Origin of the sequence: Azospirillum sp. HJ39 (assembly GCF_041507355.1) — a bacterium.
GTDB lineage: Bacteria > Pseudomonadota > Alphaproteobacteria > Azospirillales > Azospirillaceae > Azospirillum > Azospirillum thiophilum.
The window spans coordinates 1,857,511-1,878,417 of the sequence record NZ_CP167911.1; the positions used below are offsets into that span (position 1 = coordinate 1,857,511).

The following is a 20,907-nucleotide window of genomic DNA, read 5'->3' on the forward strand; positions in this document are numbered from 1 at the left end:
TGCAGCATTCCACACCGCCGCCTTGAAACCCTTTGCCGCAATCCTGATAGTATCGAAGCAATCGACACCAGACCTTAGGAGTACCCGCCTTGGACATCCGCAACGGCTTCATCGGCGCCATCGGCAACACGCCGCTGATCCGCCTGGAAGGCCCCTCGAAGGAGACGGGCTGCGAGATTCTGGGCAAGGCGGAGTTCCTGAATCCGGGCGGGTCGGTGAAGGACCGCGCTGCCCTTGCCATCGTGCGTGACGCTGAGCAGCGCGGGCTGCTGCGCCCCGGCGGAACCATCGTCGAGGGAACGGCGGGCAATACCGGCATCGGGCTGGCGCTGGTCGGCAACGCGCTGGGCTACCGCACCGTCATCGTGATGCCGGAGACCCAGAGCCAGGAAAAGAAGGACATGCTGCGCCTGATCGGCGCCGACCTGCGGCTGGTCCCGGCGGTCCCCTATTCCAACCCCGACAATTACGTCCGCTACTCCGGCCGGCTGGCCGAGGAACTGGCGAAGACCGAACCGAACGGCGCGATCTGGGCCAACCAGTTCGACAACACGGCCAACCGCGAAGGCCACCGGCTGACGACCGGGCCGGAAATCTGGGAGCAGACCGGCGGCAAGGTCGACGCCTTCACCTGCGCGGTCGGCAGCGGCGGCACGCTGGCCGGCGTCGCGCTGGCGCTGAAGGAGCGGAACCCCGGCATCCGCATCACGCTGGCCGACCCGATGGGTGCCGCCCTGTTCAGCTACTACACCACCGGCAAACTGAAGTCGGAAGGCAGTTCGATCACCGAGGGGATCGGCCAGGGCCGCATCACCGCCAACCTGGAGGACGCGCCGATCGACGGCGCGCTGCAGATCCCGGATGAGGAGGCGCTGCCGATCATCTTCGACCTGATCAAGACCCAGGGCTTGGTGCTCGGCGGATCGAGCGGCATCAATATCGCCGCGGCGATGCGGGTTGCGCGCGACCTCGGCCCCGGCCACACCGTGGTGACCATCCTGTGCGACGGGGGGCAGCGTTACCAATCGAAGCTCTTCAATCCCGACTTCCTCCGTGAGAAGACTCTTCCTGTGCCAGACTGGCTGGCCTGATTTCTCCCGAGGGGACATGGACGCGCTTTTCCGCGAGGACTCATACGCCCGCAGTTGCATCGCCACCGTCACGGCGGTGGACGAGCGCGGCATCCGGCTCGACCGCACCGTCTTCTACCCGACCGGCGGTGGCCAGCCGGGCGACATCGGCCTCCTGCGCTTCGACGGGCTGGAGGTCCGCATCAAGGACACGGTGAAGGGTGACGGCGGCCCCGACGACGTCATCCATGTGCCGGAGGACGGCCAGGAGTTGCCGGCCCCCGGCATCGCGGTGGAGGCGGAGATCGATTGGGACCGCCGCCATCGCCACATGCGCATGCACACGGCGCTGCACCTGCTGTGCGCGGTGGTGCCGGGATCGGTCACCGGCGGGCAGATCGGGGCGGACAAGAGCCGGCTCGATTTCAACGTCCCGGCCGAAAGCCTGGACAAGGACGCCATCGCCGCGGCGGTGAACCGGCTGATCGCTGCCGACACCCCGGTCGGCACGCGCTGGATCACCGACGAGGAGATGGCGGCGACGCCGGAGCTGGTGCGCACCATGTCGGTGAAACCGCCGAGCGGCCATGGCCGGGTCCGTCTCCTGGATGTCGAAGGCGTCGATCTGCAGCCCTGCGGCGGCACCCATGTCGCCCGTACCGGCGAGATCGGCGGAATCGAGGTGACGAAGATCGAAAACAAGGGCAAGCAGAACCGGCGCATCGTCATCGCGCTGAAGGACTGAACCGCCCCCAACGATCCTTGTTTCAACGATCCGCTGAAGGACGCGCCCCATGAGCGATACCACCGTAGAGCCGCTGACCGGCCCGGTCGTCTCCACCGATTGGCTCGCCCGCAACCTCGGCCGGCCCGGCCTGAGGATCCTCGACGGATCCTGGCACATGCCGGCGCTGAAGCGCGACATCCGGGCGGAGTTCGCCGACCGCCACATCCCCGGCGCCCGCCTGTGCGATGTCGACGAGGTGGCGGCGCCCGACACCCACCCGCTGCCGCACATGGCGCCCGACGAGGCGATTTTCGCCGCCCGGGTCGGCGCGCTGGGCATCGGTGACGGCGATACGGTGGTGGTCTACGACACCGCCGGCATGGCGACCGCGGCGGCGCGGGTGTGGTGGCTGTTCCGGCTGTTCGGCTTCGACCGGGTGGCGGTGCTGGACGGCGGCCTGCCGAAATGGCTGGCCGAGGGCCGACCGACCGACTCGGGCGAGGCCGCGCCGGCCACGCCGGGCAGCATCACCGCGCGCAAGCGGGCCGACCTGATCCGCAGCGCCGATCAGCTGCTCGCCAACATCGACGTCCGGCAGGATCAGGTGACCGACGCCCGCGCCCAGCCCCGCTTCGAAGGCGCGGTGGCCGAGCCCTGGCCCGGACGGCGCAGCGGCCGGATTCCCGGCAGCTTCAACCTGCCGCACACCGACCTGATCGACCCCGACAGCAAGACGATGCTGCCGCCGGACGTCATCGCCGCCAAGGCGCGCGCCGCCGGGCTGGACCTCGACCGGACGATCGTCGCCTCCTGCGGCAGTGGCATCACCGCCTGTGTCATCGCGCTGGGGCTTGCCACCGCCGGCAAGACCGACGTGGCGATCTATGACGGCTCCTGGGCCGAATGGGGGCTGCGAGCGGATCTGCCGCTGGAAACCGGTCCCCGTGACGGTGGTGGCCAGGACGGTCGAGCAGGACAATCGTGACCGATCCCGTTACCGTCCGCCCGTGCACGGCGGAGGATCGCGACGCCGTGGTGGCGCTGTGGACCGCCTGCGGTCTGGTGGTGCCGTGGAACGACCCGGCGGCGGATTTCGCGCTGGCCTTGTCGAAGGACAATTCCACCGTGCTGGCCGGCTTGGTCGGCGGCCAGACCGTCGCCAGCGCCATGGTGGGGCAGGACGGTCATCGCGGCTGGATCTACTATGTCGCGGTCGATCCTTCGCACCAGGGTCGGGGTCTCGGCAAACACATGGTGGCGGAGGCCGAAGCCTGGCTCGCCGCCGCCGGCATGCCGAAGGTTCAACTCCTGGTTCGGGAGACCAACCAAGCTGTCCTGGCCTTCTATGAGCGGCTGGGCTATGCCAAGTCGCCCGTCACGATGATGCAGAAATGGCTGACCAACCCTTCTCCCTGACCCGCCCCGCCCTCCCCGCCCCCAGCCGGCCCGGCCATCTGCCGGTCATCGTCACCTATCTGGAGATGACGGCACCGCCGGCCCGCGAGCCCGTGCGCCGGCCGGACGGCGATCTGGCGCTGCTGCGGGCCAACCCGCCGACCTGGTCCTTCTACCGCTACCTCTACGACACGGTGGGCGAGCCCTGGCTGTGGCACGAGCGCCGCCGCATGCCGCGCAAGGAGCTGGAGCGCTCCATCCATGACCCGCTGGTCGAGGTGTGGGTGCTGCATGTCGACGGCACGCCCGCCGGCTATGCCGAACTGGACCGGCGGACTCGCGAGACCGACCTCGCCTATTTCGGCCTGATCCCCGACTTCATCGGCCGCAAGCTCGGCCCCTGGCTGCTCGACAGCGCCATCCGCAAGGCCTGGGACGGCGGCGCGAAGAAGCTGGTCGTCAACACCTGCAGCTTCGACCATCCCAAGGCGCTGCCGCTTTACCAGAGCATGGGTTTCGTGCCGACCCGCCATGTGATGCGCGAGGTGCGCGACCCGCGGTTGGACGGCGTCCTGTCGCGCAGCGCCGGGCCGCATATCCCGATCACGGAGTGACGGGCCGGAATGCAAAGGATGATCGGAAGGGGAGGTCCCGTCGCCTCCCTGCCCCCTTGACCGCCCCGGTTGCCCAGCCCCATCTACCGCGCAGGCGCCGGAACCCAGCGGGGGCGGGTGGCGTTCCTGAAGCCGGGGCGGAAGCTCCGCCGTGACGAGCAAGAGGTGGGCCTTGGTGGGCTGGATCATTCGGACGCTGGTTCTGTGCTTTGCCGTCGGCTTCGTGCTGTCGTTCCTGCGCATCGATCCGGCCAGCATCCTGACCAACAGTTGGGAAACGGTGCAGGACATCGTGGCGCTGGCGGTCGAGGCCGGACGCTGGGCCCTGCCCTACATCCTGATCGGCGCCGTGATTGTGGTGCCGCTATCGCTGATCGGGCTGATCCTGCGCTGGAACCGCTCCCGCCCGCCGTCCTGACTCTGCGCAAGGCCGCGGACAAAAAAACAGGAGGCTCCGGAACCGGGGCCTCCTGTGAAACAGGGAGGGTTAGAGACAGCCATAGGTCTACGCTCCCTCGCCGCTTCCCGCTTTGATGCATGTCAACGAGTGGCATTCATTGGGGGCCGGCTCAGATCCAGGCTTTCGATCGCTTGCCTTGTCCCGCGACATCGGTCGGGACGTTTCCCTCATCGAACGTCTCTAGAAACTATAGGTCATCCCAACGAGCCCGAGGGGCTGCGTCTTCCGCTCGACAAGGGGGCTATCCCCAGCCTTGCCGAGCAAATGGGTAAGGCCGATGGAAGCAACCGCGCTTATGCTGTCTGTGATGCGATAGCTGGCATTGATGCGGAAGGTGACGTCCTTGAAACCACCCGTGGGTTCATAGCGGGCAAGCCCCGAGCGCGCCGCCTCGGACGAATCGATGCCAAAATAGCCGTTCATGTATTTGCCATTCGCCCAGGACGCACCAAGGCCCGGCGTAATCTTGAAACGCTCGGTCACACTTATCGGGTAAGCGACGCCGATATTGACGAGCAATCCGCGATCCTTATCGGTGACAGCCTGGGTGGCCGCAAGCGTGGTCACCAATCCCTTGAAACGCGCAGATGCGAAAAGGCGCGCCCCTAAGGCACTGTCCACCCCCTGGATACCCTTGGGCACGTCATCCTCATCGTAGCCTTGCATCCAGTTGACGCTTGCTCCCACCGTGAATGTGGACGTTTCGATGATGGTGATGCCAATTCCGTCGTCGACCTTCGCGAAAAATCGTCCGTATTTCACGTCAACGAGCGGTAGAGGCTGAATTTTGTACTCATCGGCTCCCTGGAAACGTGGCGCCACCGCCATGCCGGCGCCGAGCGTCCAATGGTCCGAGCCCTTCCGCTCAGGCTCGGTTGCACCGGGAGTCGCTCCATCCGGTGGTTCCACCATGACATCCGAGCCCGCCTGTGCGGGAGATGCGATGCCGAACGCCTGCACGGCCACGGCAAGCCACACACCGGCGGCAACCGGTCGCATCGACGCAGAAGGTCTTGTCACGTCGGCACTCCTCTAATAAGATGCTTATATGCATCTTATTGCGGCCGAAACCCACTGCCGTCAAGATGCAAAGATGCATCTTATTAACGGGGAAGCCGTTTTTATGAAGGAACGCCGTCGCGGTGCGGATCTCGAAGAGGCACTCCTGGATGCCGCTTGGGAGGAGTTGGAGGAACATGGATATGCCGGGTTGACGATGGAAAGCGTCGCCGCCCGGGCCGGCACGAGTCGGCCCGTGCTCGCCCGGCGATGGGACGGAAAAGCCAAACTCGCGATTGCGGCGATCCGGCAGCAGATGGCAAGGCACCCGCTGGAGGTGGAGGATCGTGGCGATCTTCGCGCCGAACTGTTGGAATTCCTGGAGCGCCTGTCCAACAAAACCAAATTCATGGCCGCCGTATTCAGTCTTTTCTCAAGTGAATATTTTGAGGCGGAGCGGTCGACGCCACAGGATTTGCGCACCACTCTTCTGGAGGGAAGCACAAGCGCTTTAGATAAAATCCTTGACAGAGCTGTTGGCCGCGGGGAAGTTAACTCAGAAAAATTATTTCCTCCCATCACCACGCTCTTAGGCGATCTATTTCGCCACCATGCCATAATGACTTTTACTCCTCCGTCACCAACCTTACGGACGGCCTGGGTCGATTCAATCTTCCTGCCTCTTGTCAGGACAGATTGCGCAGATCCGAACAGAAACTCTCATCCTCCAACTCCGTGAAAATGCTTTCGCCAGACACGATGGAGAGAACTCCTATCCCGTTGCTGCTCAGCCTTATTCCGGAGAAGCCGTCTCCGGCATAAAAAAACCGGAGCCATCCATGCGGAGGCTCCGGTTCAGTGATACAGGGAGGTTAGAGACAAGAAGAAATCTATCCTCAACCTCATAGACCGTTCGTTGATCCACATCAAAAGAGATGAAAATCCTTCCAATTCACTCGCGCTGATCTATGCGCCGGATCACCCCAGAATCTCGGCAAGCGCGACGATCAGCGCCTTGTTCTCCTCCTCGCGGCCGATGGTGATGCGCAGGCAGTCGGGCAGGCCATAGTCGGACACCGGTTTCACCAGGATGCCGCGGCGGGCGAGATGGTCGACCACCGCCTGGGTGCCCAGCGACGGATCGGTCGGCACGCGCGCCAGCACGAAGTTGCAGACACTGGGATAGACCCGCAGCCCCACCCGCTCCAGTTCGCGCGACAGCCAGGGCAGCCATTGCGCATTGTGGGCATAGGTCGCCTCCTCATGCTCCGCATCGGACAATGCCGCGGCGGCGGTCACCTGGGCGGGCAGCGAGACGTTGAAGGCGCCGCGGATCGCGTTCACCGCATCGATCACGGCGGTCGGACCATAGCCCCAGCCGACCCGCAGACCGGCCAGCCCATGCATCTTCGAGAAGGTGCGGATCAGCAGGACATTGTCGGAATTCTCGACGATCTCGGTCCCGTCGCTGTAATCCGGCTGGCGGCAATAATCGGCATAGGCCGAATCCAGCACCAGCAGCGTGTGCGGCGGCAGGCCGGCGCGCAGGCGCTGCACCGCTTCGGTCGGGATGTAGGTACCGGTGGGGTTGTTGGGGTTGGCGAGGAAGCAGATCCGGGTGCGCTCGCTGGCGCGGTCGATCATCGCCTCCACATCCACGACCATGTCGCGTTCGGCCGCGACGACGGCGGTGGCGCCGGTGGCGCGGATCGCCTTCAGGAAGCCGCGATAGCCGCGCTCGTGGCACAGCACCTCGTCACCGGGACCGGCGAAGGCCTGGGCGACCAGATGGATCAGTTCCTCCGACCCTGCGGTGCAGACGATGTGATCGGCATCGATGGCGTGGCGCCGGGCAATGGCATGGCGCAACGGGCTCTGGTCCCAATCCGGGTAGTTGTGGATCCGTCCGGCCGCCTCGCAATAGGCATCGAGCGCCAGCGGGCTGGGACCGAGCGGATTGTGGGTAAGCGAAAGATCGATCCACCGGCGGCCGTCGCGGGGCGGCCGGGGGGGGCGGTACGGCTTGATCTGGCCGACGCTGGGACGGGGGCAAAGCAAGTCCATGACCTCGGTCTCCGTGAGCGTTTCAGGCGAAAAGCACGTCACGCGACCGATTGAACCGCAAACCGGCGCGCAACGCCACAGGACATTGCGCCGCGCACCGGGAGTCGAGGTTTTTTATTTCTGAATGGCGGGTCGGATGGAACTGCCGGCCCGCCACCGCGGTCAATGGTTCAGGATTTGGCTGAGGAAGAGGCGCGTGCGCTCCGACTTCGGATTCGAGAAGAAGGCGTCGGGCGTGTCCTGCTCGACGATCTCGCCGCGATCCATGAAGATGACGCGGTCGGCGACCGACTTGGCGAACCCCATCTCGTGCGTCACGCACAGCATGGTCATGCCGTCTTCCGCCAGCCCGATCATGACGTCCAGCACCTCCTTGACCATTTCCGGGTCAAGGGCGGAGGTCGGCTCGTCGAACAGCATCACCTTCGGGCTCATGCACAGCGACCGCGCTATGGCGACGCGCTGCTGCTGGCCGCCCGACAGCTGGCCCGGATATTTCAGGGCCTGCTCGGCGATGCGCACCCGCTTCAGGTAGCTCATCGCGATCTCCTCCGCCTCGGCCTTCGGCTTCTTGCGGACCCAGATCGGCGCCAGCGTGCAGTTCTCCAGCACGGTCAGGTGCGGGAACAGGTTGAAGTGCTGGAACACCATCCCGACCTCGCGGCGGACCAGCTCGATGTTCTTCAGGTTGTTGGTCAGCTCGATGCCATCGATGACGATGGTGCCCTTCTGATGCTCCTCCAGCCGGTTCAGGCAGCGGATCATCGTCGATTTGCCGGACCCCGACGGGCCGCAGACGACGATGCGCTCGCCCTTCTGGACGCTGAGATCGATGTTCTTCAGGACGTGGAATTCGCCGTACCATTTGTTGACGCCCGTGCAGCGGATGATCTCCTCGCCGCTCAGAGTGTGCTTCGGTTTGACGGCGCCCTGGGACATGGCCTGGGACATGGGTGGTGGACTCCCTTGACGGCGTGGGATCTAGCGGCGGTGGCCGCGATTGAGATCGCGTTCGAGCTTCTGGCTGTATTTCGACATGCTGAAGCAGAAGACCCAGTAGATCACGCCGATGAACAGATAGGCCTCGCGGTAGAAACCGCGCCAGGACGGATCGGACAGCGCGGCCTTGGCGGTGCCGAGCAGGTCGTACAGGCCGATGATGATGACCAGCGAGGTATCCTTGAAGAAGCTGATGAAGGTGTTCACCAGCGGCGGGATGGCGACGGCCAGTGCCTGCGGCAGGACGATCTTGCGCATCTTCTGCCAATAGGACAGACCCAGCCCGTCGGCCGCCTCGTACTGGCCCTTCGGGATCGCCTGCAGGCCGCCGCGGATCGCCTCGGCCATATAGGCGGCGGCGAACATGATGAAGGCGATCTGTGCGCGCAGCAGCTTGTCGATGGACACGCCGTTCGGCAGGAACAGCGGCAGCATCACCGACGCCATGAACAGCAGGCTGATCAGCGGCACACCGCGGATCAGCTCGATGTAGGTGACGCACAGCACCTTCACCGCCGGCATGTTCGACCGGCGGCCGAGCGCCAGCAGGATCGCCGCCGGGAAGGCCACGGCCAGACCGATCACCGACAGGATGAGGGTCAGCGGCAGGCCGCCCCACAGCGTGTTCTCGACATAGGTCAGGCCGAGCACGCCGCCCCACATCAGGACCGCCACCAGCGCCAGCCCGGCGGCCCAGACCAGCCCGAGCCACGGCTTCCAGAAGCGGCGGTCGCAGCTGACGACCAGCAGCGCGATGATGACGCAGATCGTCACCAGCGGCCGCCACTGCTCATCCCACGGGAACATCCCGAACATGATGAAGCGCAGCTTTTCGCTGATGAAGCCCCAGCAGGCGCCGCCCGCATCCTGGCGGCAGACGGTGGAGGCCGCGTCGAAGCCGTGCGCCCGCACCAGCAGCCAGTTGACGAAGGGCGGGACCGCCGTCGCCAGCAGCCCCAGCACCAGCACGGTCAGGATGGCGTTGTACCAGCTGTTGAACAGGTTGTTGCGCAGCCACGCCAGGGGGCCGACGATGTTGGACGGCGGACGTTCGTCCGGCAGCCCGACGCTTTGCGCGTTTTGCACGTTGTCGGTCATGGCGGTTACCGCTCCACCAGCGCGATGCGCTTGTTGTACCAGTTCATGAAGATCGAGATGCTCAGGCTGATCACCAGGTAGGTTCCCATGATCATCGTCACGCCCTCGATCGCCTGTCCGGTCTGGTTCAGCGTCGTGTTGGCGATGGACACCAGATCCGGATAGCCGATGGCAAGCGCCAGCGAGCTGTTCTTGGTCAGGTTCAGATACTGGCTGGTCAGCGGCGGCACGATGACCCGCAGCGCCTGCGGCAGGATCACCAGACGCAGGGTGGGACCGCTGGGCAGCCCGAGCGCGCGCGCCGCCTCGGTCTGGCCCCAGTTGACCGCGGTGATGCCGCTGCGAACCACCTCGGCGATGAAGGCGGAGGTGTAGATGGTCAGGCCGGTCAGGATGGCGAAGAATTCCGGCGAGACGGCGGCGCCGCCGGTGAAGTTGAATCCGGTCAGCTTCGGCACGTCCATCGCGATCGGCGCCCCACCGGCCAGCCAGGCCAGCAGCGGCAGGCCGAGGATCAGGCCGAGCCCGGTCCAGCCCATGGGGAAAGGCTGCCCGGTGCGCGCCTGCCTCGCCTTTGCCCAGCGCGAGATGCCCCAGGTCAGCAGCAGCGCCACCAGCAGGGCGATGCCCATGGTGGTCCAGACGGGATCGGGCGCCGGTACCGGTACGCGCAGGCCGCGCTGCGACAGGAAGACGCCCGGAACCGGGTTCAGCGCCTGACGCACCGGCGGCAGGCTTTCCGACACCAGTGCGTACCAGAAGAACAGCTGCAGCAACGGCGGGATGTTGCGCACGATCTCGACATAGGTCGAGGCGAGTCTGGCGATCAGCCAGTTGCTCGACAGGCGGGCGACGCCGATCACCGTGCCGATGATCGTCGCCAGCAGGACGCCGATCACCGACACCTTCAGCGTGTTCAGCACGCCGACGAGGAAGGCCCGGCCATAGCTGTCCTTGGGCGAATAATCGATCAGCGACTCGCCGATGCCGAAGGCTGCCTCACGCTCGAGGAAATCGTAACCGGTCGCGATCGACCGCCGCGCGAGGTTGTCGAGCGTGTTGGAAATCAGGAACCAGCCGACCAGAACGACCGCGCCGACCACCAGGATCTGGTAGACGATGGCGCGGAACGTCGGGTCGCTGAGGGAAAACGATACGCCACCCGGCGGCGGAGCGCCTTGGGTGGTCCGGGTCTCGGTCGCCACGGACTACTCTCCCCCAACTGTCGCGCCCCAGACGGTGCCCACGCGGTCCCGGACGTTCTTCCGGGCATTTCCCACACCGTTTGGATGCGACATGTCTCCCAATGCGGCCTGTTGCGCGGGCGTTTCATCGACACCCTTCGCGACCGCTCCTCAATCGGAAGGCCGCCCCCGTTGGACTGCTGACGGGCGGCCTTCTGTCGATAAGCTTACCGGAACGGCTGGGCGTACATCAGGCCGCCCTTGGTCCACAGGCCGTTCAGGCCGCGTTCCAGCTTGAGCGGGGTGCCCGGACCGACGTTGCGGTCGAAGATCTCGGCATAGCTGCCGACCTTCTTGACGACGTTGTAGGCCCACTTCTCGTCAAGGCCCAGGGCCTTGCCCATGCCCGGCGTGGTGCCGAGATAGCGCTGGATGTCCGGGTTCTTGGAGTTGGTGAACTCGTCGATGTTCTTCGAGGTGATGCCGAACTCCTCGGCCTGGATGGTCGCGAAGACCGTCCACTTCACGATGTCGAACCACTGGTCGTCGCCATGGCGCACAGCCGGGGCCAGCGGCTCCTTGGAGATGACTTCCGGCAGGATGACATGGTCGTCCGGAACCGGGGCGACACCGGCGCGGGTGCCGGCCAGGCCGGACACGTCGGTCGTCAGCACGTCGCAGCGGCCTGCGAAGTAGGCGGCGTTCACCTCGTCGTTCGACTCGATGACGACCGGGTTGTAGGTCATGTTGTTGGCGCGGAAATAGTCCGCCAGGTTCAGCTCGGTCGTGGTGCCGGACTGGACGCAGACGGTGGCGCCGTTCAGCTCCTTGGCGCTCTTCACGCCCAGCTTCTTCGGAACCATGAAGCCCTGGCCGTCATAATAGGTGACCGGGGCGAAGTTGAGGCCGACCGACGTGTCGCGGGTCAGCGTGGCGGTGGTGTTGCGCGACAGCAGGTCGACCTCGCCCGACTGGATGGCGGGGAAGCGCTGCTGCGCCGACAGCGGGGTGAACTTGACCTTGTTCGGATCGTTGAAGATGGCGACCGCGACGGCACGGCAATAATCGACGTCCAGGCCGGTCCAGTTGCCGGCACTGTCGGGGTTGCCGAAACCCGGCAGGCCGGCGTTCACGCCGCACTGCACGAAGCCGCGCTGCTTGACGGTGTCGAGCGTGGCGGCGCCGGCGGCGACACTGGCGGAAACGACGACGGCCGCCGCGGCGGCGGCCAGGAACCCTGACTTCATATTATGAACTCCACCCTGTTCTTGCGTTCTTCGCATTGAGCGGTCTGATGACGCGCCTGACCACGCCGGCCGCCCAACCCTGTGGGGATCGCGACACAGCCATGCGCGTGGGACAAGAGTGCATCAACTTGATCCGGCTTGTCGAATCCTCCGTGCATCGGTGGTGTTACCAGAATCTCCCGAAAGCGAATGCGCGGTCCGACGCAATCGGCGATGGCCGCGGCGCGTCCGGGATGACACAATGTTCGGCCCCGCCGTTCCGCCCCTGCGGAGCCGGTCGCCGCCCCAGCCAAACGGACAGTCGATGAAGGACGTCACCCAGGACACGATTCTCGTTCACGCCGGCCGAGACCCGCGGAACAACCACGGCATCGTCAATCCCCCGGTCTATCATTGCTCGACCGTGCTGTTCCCGACGCTGGACGCGCTGGAGGACAGCGACCGCAACACGCTGGAAGGCGTTCATTACGGCCGCATGGGCACCCCGACCACCTTCGCCTTCGAGGAGGCGGCGGCGGCGCTGGAGGGCGGCTACCGGGCGGTGAACACCGGCTCAGGCCTCGCCGCAATCGCCATCGCGCTGTCTGCCTTCACCAAGGCGGGCGACCATGTGCTGATCACCGACAGCGCCTATGGCCCGACCCGGCGCTTCGCCCGCGAGACGCTGGCTCCCTACGGCGTGGAGGTGGAGTTCTTCGACCCCTGCGTCGGCGCCGGCATCTCGGCCCTGCTGCGGCCGAACACCAGCGTGGTCTTCCTCGAATCGCCGGGGTCGCTGACCTTCGAAATCCAGGACGTGCCGGCCATCGCCGAAGCGGCGAAAGCGGTCGGCGCCACCGTCATGATGGACAACACCTGGGCGACGCCGCTGTTCTTCCGGCCCTTCGACCAGGGTGTCGACATCTCGATCCATGCCGCCACCAAATACATGGTCGGCCATGCCGACGCGATGCTGGGCGTCGTCACCTGCAAGGACGAGGCGACCTGGACCGCGGTGAAGAAGACCGCCACCCGATTCGGCGCCTGCGCCGGGCCGGACGACCTTTATCTCGGCCTGCGAGGCTTGCGCACCCTGGCGGTGCGCCTGCGCCAGCACCAGGACAGCGCCCTGGCGCTGGCCGACTGGCTGGCGGCCCGGCCGGAGGTGAAGCGCATCCTGCACCCCGCCCGCCCCGACTTTCCCGGCCATGCCCTGTGGAAGCGCGACTTCACCGGATCGAGCGGCCTGTTCTCCATCGTCATCGACCAGGTTCCACGCGCGGCGCTGGCGGCGATGCTGGACGGGATGGAACTGTTCGGCATGGGCTACAGCTGGGGCGGCTTCGAGAGCCTGATCCTGCCGGCACGACCCGCCGCCGTCCGGTCTGCCACCCGCTGGACCGAGCCGGGGCAGGTCCTGCGCCTGCATGCCGGGCTGGAACACCCCGACGACCTGATCCGCGACCTGGATGCCGGTTTCCGCCGGATGGCCGCCGCCCTGTGAGCGGCGCGAGCAAGGAGAAAGCTGCCATGACCGACATCCCGTCGATCGATGCCGCCCCCTATGACGAGGTGCTGGCCGCCATCCGCTTCAACGACGACGGGCTGGTGCCCGCCATCGCCCAGGCCGACGGCACCGGCGAGATCCTGATGATGGCCTGGATGAACCGGGACTCGGTGATCGAGACCCTGACCACCGGCCGTGTCTGCTATTGGTCGCGCTCGCGCGGCGGGCTATGGCGCAAGGGGGAAACCTCCGGCCAGATGCAGCGGCTGAAGGATTTCCGCGTCGACTGCGACGGCGACACCCTGCTGCTGGTGGTGGAGCAGGACGGCGTCGCCTGCCACACCGGCCGGCGCAGCTGTTTCTACCGCGCCTGGCGCGACGGCCGGCTGGAGACGATCCAGGAGGTGCAGACCGATCCGGCCATCCTCTACGGCGGCCACGGCCATGGCCACAGCCACGGCTGAGGAGTTGGCTGAGAATGCCGCCTTGGGGGTAAAGCCGTGTGGATCGATTCGCGCCCGGCCTGCAACGGTTCGTTGATCCATGTCAAGGCGGCACCCCGGCCAAAGGGGATAAACACTCTCTTGTCTCTAACCCTCCCTGTATACGACTGCGCCGGGCGTTCCCATGAACGCCCGGTTATTTTTTGCCTCCTTGCGCAATGACCCGTTCGGACCTGCCCGATCGCGTCGACCTCTTTCGAGCGATCCGCTTCGACACAGCCCGGCCGCGGCGGCATAAGGCCCCATCCGGCCCGGCATGCCTTTCAGCCAGCTGGCTTATGTCTTTTCGCCAGCATCAACCTGTCCCGTCGGGAGAGGAAACGGAGCGCCGATCACAAGAAGATCCCACTTTTCATCACAAACAATTCGAAAACAGAAATATACAATTTCGTATCTTTGATAAAGATACGAACATCTGTGTCATTTCGTCAAAATCCCTTTGTATTGCTCCTTTATCGCTTTTCGATCTGAGCGGCCCCATGGTTAACATCTGATTAATCGTTAACAGTGCGTTAACGAAATTGATGGAGAGACGCCATGCGCCAGTTCTGGGGGACTTCCAACAACGACACCATGACCGGCAGCGCCTATGATGACCGGTTGGACGGTCTCGATGGTGAAGACCGCATCGATGGCGCCGGTGGCAACGACCTGCTCTATGGAGAGCGGGGAAACGACTCGCTGATCGGCGGTCTCGGCAACGACCAGCTGCACGGCGGCGATGGCAATGACTGGCTGGGCGACCCCTATGGCGGGAACGAGGCCGGCAACGACAAGATGTGGGGCGATGCCGGCAACGACCAGCTGTTCGGCGGCACCGGCAATGACTGGTTGAACGGGGGCACCGGCGACGACATCCTCAAGGGCATGCGCGGCGACGACACCATGATCGGCGGCACCGGCAACGACCTGCTGTATGACAGCTATCGCGACGGCGGCGCCGACCTGTTCCAGCCGGGCACCGGCAACGACACCATGGTCAGCTACACCGACGGGTTTGTCGACCGCTTCCTGATGGAACAGGCGCCCGGCGGCTTCGGCCTCGATACGATCAACTATTTCGAAAAGGGGATCGACCAGATCGAGTTCCACGGTTATGCCGCCTCGCAACTGTCCATGACCACCAACGGCTCGGCGACGATTTTCGCCTTCACCGACGGTTCGACCCTGACAGTCGACCAGATCGGCCTGAGCGCGGGTCACGACTACATCTTCAGCTGACCTCTCCGGAAGAGGTCCCGCGCGGGCGATGGGATCACCCCCTCGGCGCGTGGGACCTTTGGCCAGGCGCGCGCTGTTGCCATCGCGGACACAAGTGCGCCGTCAGCGAAAGGCAAAGAACCGATGGACCACCGCCGCCGCCCCACCCTGCGATTCCTCCTCCCCCTTCTGCCGGCGCTGGCGCTCGGTGCCTGTGCCGGCTCCGACATGGACGGCATGCCATCGGCGGAGGTGGCGACCCAGCCCCCCATCGAACTGGTCGGATTGACCGTGCAGACACCAGACGGCAGGCGAATCCTCGGCAACGTCACCGATCTGGTGCTGGGACCGTCGAACCGGGTGGAGCAGGCGATCGTCACCGTCGGCGCCCCGCGTTTTCCGACCGAGCACAAGGTGACGGTAGCCAGCGAGAAGCTGCGCTACGCCCACGACCGCCAGGCCGTCATCCTGACCGGCATGACAGCGGAGGAGTTCGCAGCCCTGCCGCCGACCGGCGGCAGCGACCGCATGATGTCGCTCGGCGCCGGCACGGCCCTGCCCGTCGTCGGCGCCCCGACCGACTGGTCCGGCGCCACCCGGTCACGCTGACAATCCCCGTCAGGGAAATGCGCCCATGAAAAAGGGGGGGCCGGTCGAGCCGGCCCCCCCTTTCCGCTTCGACGGCCCGACGCCGTCACTTGCCCTGAAGCTGCTTCATGATGTCGTCGCCCGGATTCGACTCCGGCTGCGCCGGACCGCCGAAGGGCGGTGCGACCTCCTGATTGTCGAAGGCCGGGATTTCGATCTTCACATCGTCCATGTTGATCGCGGGCCCCTTGTCGCGGCCGGCATCGACCAGCTGCGGGAAGCTGATGACGAGGGCGACCATGATCAGCTGGATGACCACGAAGGGCACCGCACCCCAATAGATCTGTCCGGTGGTGATCCTCGCGATCTTCTTCCCTGTGATCTTGTCGATATAGTCGGACTTCGGCGCCACCGACCGCAGGAAGAACAGTGCAAAGCCGAAGGGCGGGTGCATGAAGCTGGTCTGCATGTTCACGCCCAGCAGCACGCCGAACCAGATCAGATCGATCCCCAGCTTGTCCGCCACCGGCCCCAGCAGGGGAACGATGATGAAGGCCAGCTCGAAGAAATCGAGAAAGAAGGCCAGGACGAAGACCAGGATGTTGCAGACGATCAGGAAGCCCAGTTGGCCACCCGGCAGGCCGGTCATCAGATGTTCGACCCACAGATCGCCATTGACGGCGCGGAACACCAGGCCGAACACCGTCGACCCGATCAGGATGAACAGCACGAAGGACGACAGCTTGGCGGTGGAATCCATCGCCTGCCGCATCAGTCCCCAGCCGAGCTTGCCCTTGGCGAGCGCCAGCAGGATGGCGCCGGCCGCGCCCATGGCGCCGCCCTCCGTCGGGGTGGCGATGCCGAGGAAAATGGTTCCCAGCACCAGGAAGATCAGCACCAGCGGCGGCACCAGCGAGGTGATGACCCGCAGCAGCAGCTTGGCGCCGCGCAGCGTGCGGGCCTCCAACGGCAGGGCCGGCACCGCCGCCGGGCGGATGATGCTGACCAGAAGGATATAGCCGGTATAGAGGCCGGTCAGCACCAGGCCGGGGATCAGGGCGCCGGCATACATGTCGCCGACGGACCGGCCGAGCTGGTCGGCCAGCACGATCAGCACCAGCGACGGCGGGATGATCTGGGCCAGCGTGCCCGACGCGGCGATGACACCCGTGGCAATGCGGCGGTCATAGCCATAGCGCAGCATGATCGGCAGCGAGATCAGTCCCATCGAGATGACCGAGGCCGCCACGACGCCGGTGGTCGCCGCCAGCAGCGCGCCGACGAAGATCACCGCATAGGCCAGACCGCCACGGATCGGCCCGAACAGCTGCCCGATGGTGTCGAGCAGATCCTCGGCCATGCCGGATCGCTCCAGGATAAGGCCCATGAAGGTGAAGAAGGGAATGGCCAGCAGCGTGTCGTTGCGCATGATGCCGAACACGCGTTCGGGCAAGGCCTGCATCAGCGCCGGGGTCAGCAGCCCCAGTTCGATGCCGACCAGGCCGAACACCAGACCGTTGGCAGCCAGGGCGAAGGCGACCGGGAAACCCATCAACAGGAACAACACCAGGGCACCGAACATGACCGGTGCCAAATTGGCGGATACGAACTCGACCATCTGGGGGGTGCTCCCGGTCCTTAGGAATGGCTGTGCATCTTCTCGCCCGGCTCGTCGCGATGGCCGGTGAGAAATGCGATGCGCTTGATCAGTTCCGACACACCCTGCGCGGTGAGCAGGAAGAAGCCGACAGGGACCAGGAGTTTAGCCGGCCAGCGGATCAGGCCGCCGGCATCGCTCGACATCTCGTTGGTCAGGAAGCTGTCCATGAACATCGGCCAGGACAGCACCATGATCAGGATCGTCATCGGGAACATGAAGACCAGGATGCCGAAGATGTCGACCCAGGCCTGCACCCGCCGGGAAAAACGGCCGAGGACGATGTCGATGCGGATGTGCTCGTTGCGCAGGAACGTATAGCCGGCGCAAAGCAGGAACACGGCCGAGAACAAGTACCATTGCAGTTCCAGCCACGCATTGGAGCTGGTGTTGAGCCCATAACGGACAACCGCATTGGTGGCACTGACGGCGACGGCGACCAGAACGAGCCAGTAGGCCAGCTTGCCGATGCCTTCGTTCACGGCATCGATCAGCCCGCTAAGTCTGAGCAGACCTGTCAAAGGAGAAACCTCCCTGTTGCGGGGGCGCGGCCGCGGCCGTCCCCTTTTGCTTTTGTTGCAGCCGCATGGGCGCGGCAGGACGCGACCCTCTCTCGGATCGAGGGTATACCAAAAGATAGGATTGAACGGGACTATTCCTTTCCCGCCCTCCACCGGCAAGGGCTACGTTGGAGCTACGTAGAATCCCGTAGTTTCGGATAACGGAGCTCCAGCTCTCTCCACCGTTACGTATCGGGAGGATGCGCATTTTGCGAAGTGCGCCCCGCATATTGCAAGGATCGGCACCGATTTCCGGGCACTGCACCGCTCATCGCAGCCGTTCAAGCTCTTGATTTCGAAGAATGGGTAAATTGCCCGGCCATTCGGTGTCCTTTGGTACGCATCTTGCTTTTATGCCGCCAAACGATCGGCAATCGCTTCTCTCGCCCACACCGCCAACGGCTGCGTTCGACTTGGCGCCATCGACCGGAGAACCCGGCTCGGGAGAAGCTTGGATACGGAGCACCCGCCATGGCATGGATTTCGAATATAACCGTCAAGTCCCGGACGTTCGCCGCGATCCTGACCATTCTGGTCTGCACCGTCGGCCTCGGGCTTTTCTCATTGAGCAGACTCTCGGCGATCAACACCGAGGCGGAGGACGTCCGGGACAACTGGTTGCCGTCGATCGTCGCGATCTCCCGGCTCTACACCACCTTCGACTTCTACCGCACCGTGGAGGGCGGCCACCTGATCGCGTCGACCGATGAGGATATGGCCAAGGAGGAACAGGCGCTTTCGGAAATCGCCGCCCGAATCGAGACACGTCGCCTCGACTATGAAAAGCTGCTGACGCCGGGCTGGGAAACCGAAACCTATCAGAAATTCATCAAGAGCTACCAGAATTACATGAAGATCAGCCGTGAACAGCTTCTGCCGCTGTCACGGAGCAACGACAATGAAGCCGCGGGCACCCTGTTCCGCGGCGCATCGCGGGATGAATTCCGCATATCGAAGGATATTCTCCAATCCCTCGTCGACTTCAACGCCACCGAAGGCAAGCGGTCGGCCGACCATGGCGAGGAGGTCTACCAGTCGAGCAAGCTGTGGGTCGCCGCCATCCTGGGCCTTGCCGTCGCCGTCGGCATCGGCGCGGCCTGGATGATCGTCGCCACCGTCCTGCGCCCGATCGAGGCGATCACCGCGGTGATGGGACGGCTCGCCAACCGGGACATGGCGGCTTCCATCGACGGTCTTTCCCGCGGCGACGAACTCGGCGCCATGGCCCGGGCGGTGCAGGTGTTCAAGGACGGCCTGATCGAAGCCGACCGCCTCGCCAAGGCGGAAGCCGCCGAACAGCAGGCCAAGGCCCGCCGCACCGAGGTGATCGAGCGGCTGCTGGCCGGCTTCGAAACCTCTTCCGGCGCCGCATTGCGCACGGTGGCCGCTGCCGCGTCGGAGCTGGATGCGACCGCCCATTCCATGTCGGCGATGGCGCAGCAGACCAGCACCCAGGCCACCGTCGTCGCATCGGCCGCCGAGCAGACCAGCGCCAATGTCCAGACCGTCGCCACCGCCACCGAGGAGATGGCCAGTTCAATCCGCGAGATCGGGAGCCAGATTTCCCGCTCCGCCGACATCGCCGGCAAGGCGGTGAACGAGGCGGCGCAGACCAGCAACGCGGTGCGCAGCCTGGCCGATGCCGCGCAGAAGATCGGCGAGGTGGTCGGTCTGATCACCGACATCGCCAGCCAGACCAACCTGCTGGCCCTGAACGCCACCATCGAGGCCGCCCGCGCCGGTGAGGCCGGCAAGGGCTTCGCCGTCGTCGCCAGCGAGGTCAAGAGCCTGGCCGGCCAGACCGCCAAGGCGACGGAGGAGATCGCCTCGCAGATCGGCGCCATCCAGCAGACCACCAACGGGGTGGTGAGCGCCATCGCCGGAATCGGCAGCACGATCGCCGGCATCAACGACATCACCACCGCCATCGCCGCCGCCATCGAGGAGCAGAGCGCGGCGACCATCGAGATCTCCCGCAACGTCCAGCAGGCGGCAGCCGGCACGCAGGAGGTCACCGGCAGCATCCTTCAGGTCACCCAGGCGGCGGGAGAGGCCGGCAACGCGGCCGGACAGGTCCTGGATGCTGCCGGAGAACTGTCGCAGCAGGCCGAACGCATGCGCCACGACGTGGAAACCTTCCTCAGCAACATCAAGGCGGCGTAAGGGCGCTACCCGGCCCCTTCCCCCTGCCCTCCAGTACGGATCCGGGCAGGGGGAAGGCCCCGTCCGGGGAAGATCATACGCCCGGGGAAGCTGACGTTCCCGTCAGCCCTCAGCATCCTCTTCCGGCGCGATCGCCGCAGGACGCCAACCATCCTCGCCCAGGCACTCCAGCGGGTGGAACTTCGCCTTGTAGGCCATCTTGCGGCTGTGGGCGATCCAATAACCGAGATAGACATAGGGCATGCCGGCCAGCCGCGCCCGTTCGATCAGCCCGAGGACCATGAAGGTGCCAAGGCTGCGTCGGTCCTGGGCCGCGTCGTAGAAGCTGTAGACCGCCGAATAGCCGTCGGACAGCCGGTCGGTCAGCATGCATCCCACCAGCTGCCCACGCTCGTCGCGCGCCTCCAGCAGGCCGGTGTCCGCCCTCCCCTCGTCCACCATGGCGGCGAAATCGCCCATCGCCATGCGGGCCATGTCGGAATCGCCGTGCCGTGAGTTCTGGTACAGCGCGAACAGCCGATACTGCTCCGACGTGGCATAGGCCGGCCGTTCGGCCAGCGTCAGACCGGCATTCAGCTTCAGCACCCGGCGTTGCGAACGCGACGGCAGGAAATCGGCGACCGGAACGCGCACCGGAACGCAGGCCTGGCAATTCGGGCAGACCGGCCGATAGACGATGTCGTGGCTGCGGCGGAAGCCGGCACGCGACAGGGTGGAGTTCACCTCGGTCGCATAGGGACCGATGAGCCGGGTGAACAGCTTGCGTTCGACACGCCCGGGCAGATAGGGGCAGGGCATCGGCCCCGACCGGAAGAATTGCTGCAAGGGGCGTTGCGGTGGCTGGATGACCGACATTCTGACCGACAACCACCGCGACTGTGGAAAGGGCGCGG

At 65.3% G+C, this 20,907-nt stretch carries 21 protein-coding genes; 12 read left to right on the plus strand and 9 right to left on the minus strand.

Translation table 11 applies throughout. The features are described from left to right. Window positions 1-89 precede the first annotated feature (89 nt). From ABMY26_RS22060 to ABMY26_RS22085, 6 genes are all read left to right on the plus strand, one after another. On the plus strand, window positions 90-1,091 hold the full coding sequence (locus ABMY26_RS22060; protein WP_372396783.1) for a cysteine synthase A: 1,002 nt from the start codon (window positions 90-92) through the stop codon (window positions 1,089-1,091). A 16-nt stretch (window positions 1,092-1,107) separates the two neighbouring features. Next, window positions 1,108-1,815, plus strand: coding sequence for an alanyl-tRNA editing protein (locus ABMY26_RS22065; protein WP_372396784.1), 708 nt, complete (start codon window positions 1,108-1,110; stop codon window positions 1,813-1,815). Between the two features lie 49 nt (window positions 1,816-1,864). Beyond that, complete coding sequence (locus tag ABMY26_RS22070; protein WP_372396785.1) at window positions 1,865-2,782, plus strand: sulfurtransferase; 918 nt, start codon at window positions 1,865-1,867, stop codon at window positions 2,780-2,782. Further along, window positions 2,779-3,213: a GNAT family acetyltransferase gene (locus tag ABMY26_RS22075; protein ID WP_372396786.1), complete on the plus strand. Its 435-nt coding sequence runs from the start codon at window positions 2,779-2,781 to the stop codon at window positions 3,211-3,213. Before ABMY26_RS22070 ends, ABMY26_RS22075 begins: the two co-directional genes overlap by 4 nt. Then, the gene (locus tag ABMY26_RS22080) at window positions 3,189-3,806 is read left to right on the plus strand and encodes a GNAT family N-acetyltransferase (RefSeq protein ID WP_372396787.1); all 618 of its coding nucleotides are present in this window, start codon (window positions 3,189-3,191) and stop codon (window positions 3,804-3,806) included. Before ABMY26_RS22075 ends, ABMY26_RS22080 begins: the two co-directional genes overlap by 25 nt. A 151-nt stretch (window positions 3,807-3,957) precedes the next feature. Continuing rightward, window positions 3,958-4,224, plus strand: a complete 267-nt coding sequence (locus tag ABMY26_RS22085; protein WP_372396788.1) for a hypothetical protein — start codon at window positions 3,958-3,960, stop codon at window positions 4,222-4,224. 222 nt (window positions 4,225-4,446) lie between these two features. On the opposite strand, the gene ABMY26_RS22090 is transcribed toward ABMY26_RS22085, so the two are convergent. Further along, window positions 4,447-5,286 carry a MipA/OmpV family protein gene (locus ABMY26_RS22090; protein WP_372396789.1) on the minus strand — a complete coding sequence of 280 codons (840 nt, stop codon included), beginning with the start codon at window positions 5,284-5,286 and terminating at the stop codon, window positions 4,447-4,449. 28 nt (window positions 5,287-5,314) lie between these two features. Between ABMY26_RS22090 and ABMY26_RS22095 the strand changes: the two genes are divergently transcribed. After that, the gene (locus ABMY26_RS22095; protein WP_372396790.1) at window positions 5,315-6,004 is read left to right on the plus strand and encodes a TetR/AcrR family transcriptional regulator; all 690 of its coding nucleotides are present in this window, start codon (window positions 5,315-5,317) and stop codon (window positions 6,002-6,004) included. A 239-nt stretch (window positions 6,005-6,243) separates the two neighbouring features. On the opposite strand, the gene ABMY26_RS22100 is transcribed toward ABMY26_RS22095, so the two are convergent. The 5 genes from ABMY26_RS22100 to ABMY26_RS22120 form a co-directional block, all read right to left on the minus strand. Then, window positions 6,244-7,329, minus strand: coding sequence for a histidinol-phosphate transaminase (locus ABMY26_RS22100; protein WP_372396791.1), 1,086 nt, complete (start codon window positions 7,327-7,329; stop codon window positions 6,244-6,246). Between the two features lie 162 nt (window positions 7,330-7,491). Further along, the gene (locus ABMY26_RS22105; protein ID WP_372396792.1) at window positions 7,492-8,280 is read right to left on the minus strand and encodes an amino acid ABC transporter ATP-binding protein; all 789 of its coding nucleotides are present in this window, start codon (window positions 8,278-8,280) and stop codon (window positions 7,492-7,494) included. Window positions 8,281-8,310: 30 nt separating this feature from the next. Further along, window positions 8,311-9,426, minus strand: coding sequence for an amino acid ABC transporter permease (locus ABMY26_RS22110; RefSeq protein WP_372396793.1), 1,116 nt, complete (start codon window positions 9,424-9,426; stop codon window positions 8,311-8,313). A 5-nt stretch (window positions 9,427-9,431) separates the two neighbouring features. Continuing rightward, the gene (locus tag ABMY26_RS22115; RefSeq protein ID WP_372396794.1) at window positions 9,432-10,631 is read right to left on the minus strand and encodes an amino acid ABC transporter permease; all 1,200 of its coding nucleotides are present in this window, start codon (window positions 10,629-10,631) and stop codon (window positions 9,432-9,434) included. A gap of 206 nt (window positions 10,632-10,837) precedes the next feature. After that, window positions 10,838-11,857 carry an amino acid ABC transporter substrate-binding protein gene (locus ABMY26_RS22120; RefSeq protein ID WP_045582152.1) on the minus strand — a complete coding sequence of 340 codons (1,020 nt, stop codon included), beginning with the start codon at window positions 11,855-11,857 and terminating at the stop codon, window positions 10,838-10,840. Between the two features lie 304 nt (window positions 11,858-12,161). On the opposite strand from ABMY26_RS22120, the gene metC reads away from it, so the two are divergent. The 4 genes from metC to ABMY26_RS22140 all read left to right on the plus strand — a co-directional run bounded on the left by metC (window position 12,162) and on the right by ABMY26_RS22140 (window position 15,655). Beyond that, window positions 12,162-13,340, plus strand: coding sequence for a cystathionine beta-lyase (gene metC / locus ABMY26_RS22125; protein WP_372396795.1), 1,179 nt, complete (start codon window positions 12,162-12,164; stop codon window positions 13,338-13,340). A gap of 26 nt (window positions 13,341-13,366) precedes the next feature. Continuing rightward, window positions 13,367-13,807: a phosphoribosyl-AMP cyclohydrolase gene (gene hisI, locus ABMY26_RS22130; RefSeq protein WP_372396796.1), complete on the plus strand. Its 441-nt coding sequence runs from the start codon at window positions 13,367-13,369 to the stop codon at window positions 13,805-13,807. A 576-nt stretch (window positions 13,808-14,383) separates the two neighbouring features. Then, the gene (locus ABMY26_RS22135) at window positions 14,384-15,067 is read left to right on the plus strand and encodes a calcium-binding protein (protein WP_372396797.1); all 684 of its coding nucleotides are present in this window, start codon (window positions 14,384-14,386) and stop codon (window positions 15,065-15,067) included. A gap of 123 nt (window positions 15,068-15,190) precedes the next feature. Then, on the plus strand, window positions 15,191-15,655 hold the full coding sequence (locus tag ABMY26_RS22140) for a PRC-barrel domain containing protein (protein WP_372396798.1): 465 nt from the start codon (window positions 15,191-15,193) through the stop codon (window positions 15,653-15,655). Between the two features lie 85 nt (window positions 15,656-15,740). On the opposite strand, the gene ABMY26_RS22145 is transcribed toward ABMY26_RS22140, so the two are convergent. Then, complete coding sequence (locus ABMY26_RS22145) at window positions 15,741-17,252, minus strand: TRAP transporter large permease subunit (RefSeq protein WP_372396799.1); 1,512 nt, start codon at window positions 17,250-17,252, stop codon at window positions 15,741-15,743. A 20-nt stretch (window positions 17,253-17,272) separates the two neighbouring features. Further along, window positions 17,273-17,812: a TRAP transporter small permease subunit gene (locus ABMY26_RS22150; protein WP_372396800.1), complete on the minus strand. Its 540-nt coding sequence runs from the start codon at window positions 17,810-17,812 to the stop codon at window positions 17,273-17,275. A 510-nt stretch (window positions 17,813-18,322) separates the two neighbouring features. Here ABMY26_RS22150 and ABMY26_RS22155 point away from each other — a divergent pair. After that, complete coding sequence (locus tag ABMY26_RS22155; RefSeq protein ID WP_372396801.1) at window positions 18,323-20,014, plus strand: methyl-accepting chemotaxis protein; 1,692 nt, start codon at window positions 18,323-18,325, stop codon at window positions 20,012-20,014. Window positions 20,015-20,116: 102 nt separating this feature from the next. Here ABMY26_RS22155 and ABMY26_RS22160 read toward each other — a convergent pair whose 3' ends face one another. Continuing rightward, complete coding sequence (locus ABMY26_RS22160) at window positions 20,117-20,869, minus strand: arginyltransferase (protein WP_372396802.1); 753 nt, start codon at window positions 20,867-20,869, stop codon at window positions 20,117-20,119. Between the last annotated feature and the right edge of the window lie 38 nt (window positions 20,870-20,907).

Bases quoted from the DNA above. Each gene is read 5' to 3' on its own strand.
- ABMY26_RS22110 (WP_372396793.1), bottom strand. From the start codon at position 9,426: ATGACCGACAACGTGCAAAACGCGCAAAGCGTCGGGCTGCCGGACGAA.
- ABMY26_RS22095 (WP_372396790.1), top strand. From the start codon at position 5,315: ATGCATCTTATTGCGGCCGAAACCCACTGCCGTCAAGATGCAAAGATG.
- ABMY26_RS22105 (WP_372396792.1), bottom strand. From the start codon at position 8,280: ATGTCCCAGGCCATGTCCCAGGGCGCCGTCAAACCGAAGCACACTCTG.
- hisI (WP_372396796.1), top strand. From the start codon at position 13,367: ATGACCGACATCCCGTCGATCGATGCCGCCCCCTATGACGAGGTGCTG.
- ABMY26_RS22120 (WP_045582152.1), bottom strand. From the start codon at position 11,857: ATGAAGTCAGGGTTCCTGGCCGCCGCCGCGGCGGCCGTCGTCGTTTCC.
- ABMY26_RS22080 (WP_372396787.1), top strand. From the start codon at position 3,189: ATGGCTGACCAACCCTTCTCCCTGACCCGCCCCGCCCTCCCCGCCCCC.
- ABMY26_RS22065 (WP_372396784.1), top strand. From the start codon at position 1,108: ATGGACGCGCTTTTCCGCGAGGACTCATACGCCCGCAGTTGCATCGCC.
- metC (WP_372396795.1), top strand. From the start codon at position 12,162: ATGAAGGACGTCACCCAGGACACGATTCTCGTTCACGCCGGCCGAGAC.
- ABMY26_RS22160 (WP_372396802.1), bottom strand. From the start codon at position 20,869: ATGTCGGTCATCCAGCCACCGCAACGCCCCTTGCAGCAATTCTTCCGG.
- ABMY26_RS22140 (WP_372396798.1), top strand. From the start codon at position 15,191: ATGGACCACCGCCGCCGCCCCACCCTGCGATTCCTCCTCCCCCTTCTG.
- ABMY26_RS22155 (WP_372396801.1), top strand. From the start codon at position 18,323: ATGGCATGGATTTCGAATATAACCGTCAAGTCCCGGACGTTCGCCGCG.
- ABMY26_RS22135 (WP_372396797.1), top strand. From the start codon at position 14,384: ATGCGCCAGTTCTGGGGGACTTCCAACAACGACACCATGACCGGCAGC.
- ABMY26_RS22070 (WP_372396785.1), top strand. From the start codon at position 1,865: ATGAGCGATACCACCGTAGAGCCGCTGACCGGCCCGGTCGTCTCCACC.
- ABMY26_RS22145 (WP_372396799.1), bottom strand. From the start codon at position 17,252: ATGGTCGAGTTCGTATCCGCCAATTTGGCACCGGTCATGTTCGGTGCC.
- ABMY26_RS22100 (WP_372396791.1), bottom strand. From the start codon at position 7,329: ATGGACTTGCTTTGCCCCCGTCCCAGCGTCGGCCAGATCAAGCCGTAC.